This window comes from Bradyrhizobium sp. PRIMUS42 (assembly GCF_023006515.1).
In the GTDB taxonomy this organism is placed as follows: domain Bacteria; phylum Pseudomonadota; class Alphaproteobacteria; order Rhizobiales; family Xanthobacteraceae; genus Bradyrhizobium.
In genome coordinates, this window is sequence record NZ_JALBGZ010000511.1 from 1 (window position 1) to 4,715 (window position 4,715).

General features: G+C 64.3%; 5 protein-coding genes. 3 read left to right on the top strand and 2 right to left on the bottom strand.

What is annotated here, in order from left to right; genetic code table 11:
- Together MOV75_RS28030 and MOV75_RS28035 are read right to left on the bottom strand one after the other, a co-directional pair.
- Positions 1–270: PmbA/TldA family metallopeptidase (locus tag MOV75_RS28030; RefSeq protein WP_309486972.1), on the bottom strand; the 270-nt coding region annotated here is incomplete at its 3' end.
- 331 nt (positions 271–601) lie between these two features.
- Entirely contained in the window at positions 602–1,147 is a 546-nt protein-coding gene (locus tag MOV75_RS28035) for an invasion associated locus B family protein (protein ID WP_246923923.1), read from the bottom strand.
- 461 nt (positions 1,148–1,608) lie between these two features.
- Here MOV75_RS28035 and coxB point away from each other — a divergent pair, with 461 nt between their 5' ends.
- The 3 genes from coxB to MOV75_RS28050 all read left to right on the top strand — a co-directional run.
- Entirely contained in the window at positions 1,609–2,448 is an 840-nt protein-coding gene (gene coxB / locus MOV75_RS28040; RefSeq protein WP_246923921.1) for a cytochrome c oxidase subunit II, read from the top strand.
- A gap of 86 nt (positions 2,449–2,534) precedes the next feature.
- On the top strand, positions 2,535–4,154 hold the full coding sequence (gene ctaD / locus MOV75_RS28045) for a cytochrome c oxidase subunit I (protein WP_246923918.1): 1,620 nt from the start codon (positions 2,535–2,537) through the stop codon (positions 4,152–4,154).
- Positions 4,155–4,215: 61 nt separating this feature from the next.
- The coding region (locus tag MOV75_RS28050) for a UbiA family prenyltransferase (RefSeq protein ID WP_247006973.1) at positions 4,216–4,715 on the top strand (500 nt) is incomplete at its 3' end.

The window sequence follows — 4,715 nt, forward strand, 5'->3', positions numbered from 1 at the left end:
GGCGCGAATCAGCGCCGGCACCGACACGTCGGAGGAATGCGCGTAGCCGACCGCGTCGTCCTTGACGGCGCGCAGGCCAAACCCTTGCGAGGTGTCGTAGGTCGCCTGCTTCAGCCGCCCATTGTCGAACATCAGCGCTTCGGTCTGGCTGTACTCCAGGAACAGCTCGCCGTCGTCGGCGCCGGCAAGCCCGCGCGCGACCTCGTGGCGAACCTGGTCGCGGTCGAGATTGGCGCGGTCGAGCAGGGAGGTTGTGGCGGGATTGGTCATGTGTCCGTCCATTATCTGGAGATGTGGGGCAAGATAATGGTTTCGGACCGGTTCCGCGAGGGGGCGGGCCGTCACATTACGGAAACGATAGGTGCGGCAGGGACGCTCGTGGAACACATCGCCGCAAGCATCAATCTATCACCGTCACCCCCTGAGGCGGCCGCTTCTTCAGCGGTCCTCGAAGGGCGACGGCCCGGCTGTCAGCTCGGCCTTCATCCTTCGAGGCTCGCACGGCAGCGCGACTGCGCTGCCGAACTCGCGCCTCCAGCGACAATGGCTTCGCCATTGCGCGGGGATGACGGGATTGAGAACGAACGATCGGACGCCGCCCCTACGGCAGCTTGTCATAGCCCTCGCCGAGCCCGTTCAGGCTGAGCGGGAAGCCGATGCCTTCTTCCGGGGTCTCGAAGATGATGAAGGTGGCGGTCTTGGCGGTGCGGAGCTGGCCGAGCAGCTTGTCGTCCATGACGACCTCGGCGACGCAGCCATTGGGCAGGCAGCGGACGAATCCGGCACGGCCGACGTCCTGGTTGTCGAGCTTGAGGCCGAGACCGGAGGGCAGCAGGACCCCCAGGGGCGCGACCACGCGCATCAGGCGGCTCTTCTGGTCGGCGGTCTTGAGCACGATCACGGTCAGGCCGGCATTGGAGCGGTCTTCCGCCACCACGCTCTGGATCAGGGCGCATTGCTCGCTCTGGGCGCCTGGCGGGGTGTCGCAGCGGATCTGCCAGTCACCATGGACGGAGCGTACCGCGCCCTGCGCATGGGCAAGGCCGGGAAGTGCCAGAAGGACGAGCGCAGCCAGCAGGGCGGCCAGCGCGGGGAGGCGGTCAAGCTGCCTTGTCGCCGGCCTTGCCATCGATTTCGAAAGCCCCATGGGGTCGGTCCCTCTGCTCGCCTGGGTCGCTCGCGCTTGGCGGCCTGATCTGGCGGACTGATACGGGAATGACGGCGTCTTGAAGGCGATTCCCAAGCAAATTCCACGCCGCCCCGCGCCGCCGCCGCCCGCACGAATCAGGTTCCTGCGCGGCCATCTGCCAGTGCCTACCGCGGGCAATTCCGCTGTCAAGCGGCAGCATCCCGGGAAACGGTATTTTTGTCTGATGTTACTAGGAAATATCTTGCGGATGATCGCTGGCAGATCAGGCTCAAGACTGCATTGCGATAGATCAAGAATTATGGTTTGAGAGGCTTGATTTCGGCGTTCTAGCGATCTGGCCCCAATTCCTCTTAGAGGTATTCTTGCGCGGCGGTTTGTCAGGCGGGCGGATCGAATAAGCGTTTCCCGGACATAGGGCGGCGCACTTGGGGTGACTTCGTAAGGGGAGCGCGAACGGCATGAGGATGTCGATGGGCCGGATGGGCCGGCAGTTGCTGGGATTGGCCGTGGCGGGTCTGACGCTGGCGACGGGCGGTGTGGCATTCGCCGAGCTCGGGCAACCGGCGCCGTGGGAGTGGACGCTCCAGCAATCCGCTTCCCCGGTGATGGACAACATCATTTGGTTCCACAACTTCCTGTTTGTGCTGATCACGCTGATCACGCTGTTCGTTCTGGCGCTGCTCGTGGTCGTGGTCGTCAAGTTCAACGCGCGGGCCAATCCGGTGCCGTCGCGCACCACCCACAACACGCTGATCGAGGTGGCCTGGACGCTCGTTCCGGTGCTGATCCTGGTCGGCATCTCGGTGCCGTCGTTCCGGCTTCTGTTCCTCGAACTCGACGTGCCGAAGGCGGATATCACCATCAAGGCGACCGGCAAGCAGTGGTACTGGTCCTATGCCTATCCCGATAACGGCAAGTTCGAGTTCGACTCGCTGATGGCGCAGGACAAGCAGCCTCGCCTGCTCGGCGTCGACAACGAGATGGTGGTGCCGGTCAACAAGGTGATTCGTGTCCAGGTCACCGGCGCCGACGTCATCCACGCCTTCGCGCTGCCGGCTTTCGGCGTCAAGATCGACGCCATTCCGGGGCGGCTGAACGAGACGTGGTTCAAGGCCACCAAGACCGGCATGTTCTACGGCCAGTGCTCGGAGCTCTGCGGCAAGGACCACGCCTTCATGCCGATCGCGATTCGCGTCGTGGAGGACCAGGAATTCGCCTCCTGGGTCGAGACGGCGAAGAAGAAATATGCGAGCGGCGGCACCAGCACCTACGCCTCCGCGGCCGGCCCGACGCAGTAAGCGTCGGGGAACGGCTTGAGGGACTGAAAGCGACATAAGGGCGGGACCTCCCAAGGTCCGAATGGGACGCAAGGCAGGATTTGAAAATGGCAACGAGCGCAGCGGCACACGGCGATCACGCCCACGGACATGACGAGCATGCCCATCCGACCGGATGGCGCCGCTACGTCTATTCGACCAACCACAAGGACATCGGCACGATGTACCTGATCTTCGCGGTCATCGCCGGCGTCATCGGCGCCGCGATGTCGATCGCGATCCGTGCCGAGCTGATGTATCCGGGCGTGCAGATCTTCCACGAGACGCACACCTATAACGTGTTCGTGACCTCTCACGGCCTGATCATGATCTTCTTCATGGTCATGCCCGCGATGATCGGCGGCTTCGGCAACTGGTTCGTGCCGCTGATGATCGGCGCGCCCGACATGGCGTTCCCGCGCATGAACAACATCTCGTTCTGGCTGCTGCCGGCCTCCTTCGGCCTGCTCCTGATGTCGACCTTCGTCGAGGGCGAGCCGGGCGCCAACGGCGTCGGCGCCGGCTGGACCATGTACGTGCCGCTGTCGAGCTCCGGCCATCCGGGCCCGGCCGTCGACTTCGCGATCCTGTCGCTGCATCTGGCGGGCGCCTCGTCGATCCTCGGCGCCATCAACTTCATCACCACGATCTTCAACATGCGCGCGCCGGGCATGACCCTGCACAAGATGCCGCTGTTCGTGTGGTCGATCCTGGTGACGGTGTTCCTGCTGCTGCTGTCGCTGCCGGTGCTCGCCGGTGCGATCACCATGCTGCTCACCGACCGCAATTTCCACACGACGTTCTTCGCGCCCGACGGCGGCGGCGATCCGGTGCTGTTCCAGCATTTGTTCTGGTTCTTCGGCCACCCCGAGGTGTACATCCTGATCCTGCCCGCCTTCGGCATGATCAGCCAGATCGTCTCGACCTTCTCGCGCAAGCCCGTGTTCGGCTATCTCGGCATGGCCTACGCCATGGTCGCGATCGGCGGCATCGGCTTCGTGGTCTGGGCGCACCACATGTACACGGTCGGCATGTCCTCGGCGACGCAGGCCTATTTCGTCGCTGCGACGATGGTGATTGCCGTTCCGACCGGCGTAAAAATCTTCTCCTGGATCGCCACGATGTGGGGCGGCTCGATCGAATTCCGGGCACCGATGATCTGGGCGGTGGGCTTCATCTTCCTGTTCACAGTCGGCGGCGTCACCGGCGTCGTGCTGGCGAACGCCGGCGTCGACCGCGTGCTGCAGGAGACCTACTACGTTGTCGCGCACTTCCACTACGTGCTGTCGCTCGGTGCGGTGTTCGGGATCTTTGCCGGCTGGTACTACTGGTTCCCGAAGATGACGGGCTACATGTACAGCGAGCCGCTGGCCAAGGCCCACTTCTGGGTCACCTTCATCGGCGTCAACCTGGTGTTCTTCCCGCAGCACTTCCTCGGCCTGTCGGGCATGCCGCGCCGCTATGTCGACTATCCCGACGCGTTCGCGGGCTGGAACCTGATCTCGTCGCTCGGTTCCTACGTCTCCGGCTTCGGCGTCCTGATCTTCCTCTATTGCGTGGTCGATGCCTTCATGAAGAAGGTGCCGGCGGGCGACAATCCCTGGGGTGCGGGCGCCACCACGCTGGAATGGACGCTGCCCTCGCCGCCGCCGTTCCACCAGTTCGAAGTGCTGCCCCGCGTGCAGTAAGCAATCTCCCGCGGCGCCCATGACGGGCGCCGCGGCTCTATAACGAAGCGAGTTGAATTTAGTGTCCGTCCTCGACCACAACGCCCTCGACATCAATCCCCGCATCTCCGAGGCGGAGGTCGGCGACTACATCGCGCTTCTGAAGCCGCGGGTGATGTCGCTGGTGATCTTCACCGCGCTGGTCGGGATGGCGATGGCGCCGGGACACTTCCATCCCGTGCTCGCGTTCACCTCGCTGCTCTGCATTGCCGTCGGTGCCGGCGCCTCCGGTGCGCTCAACATGGCGCTCGAAGGCGACATCGACTCCAAGATGTCGCGCACGCAGAACCGGCCGATCCCGCGCGGCCGCATCACCCGGCCCGAGGCGATGGCGTTCGGCATGACGCTTTCCTTCTTCTCGGTGATGACGCTCGGCATCCTCGTCAACTGGGTCGCGGGCGCGCTGCTCGCCTTCACCATCTTCTTCTACGTCGTGATCTACACGATGTGCCTGAAGCGCTGGACCGCGCAGAACATCGTGATCGGCGGCGCCGCCGGCGCGCTGCCGCCGGTGGTGGCCTG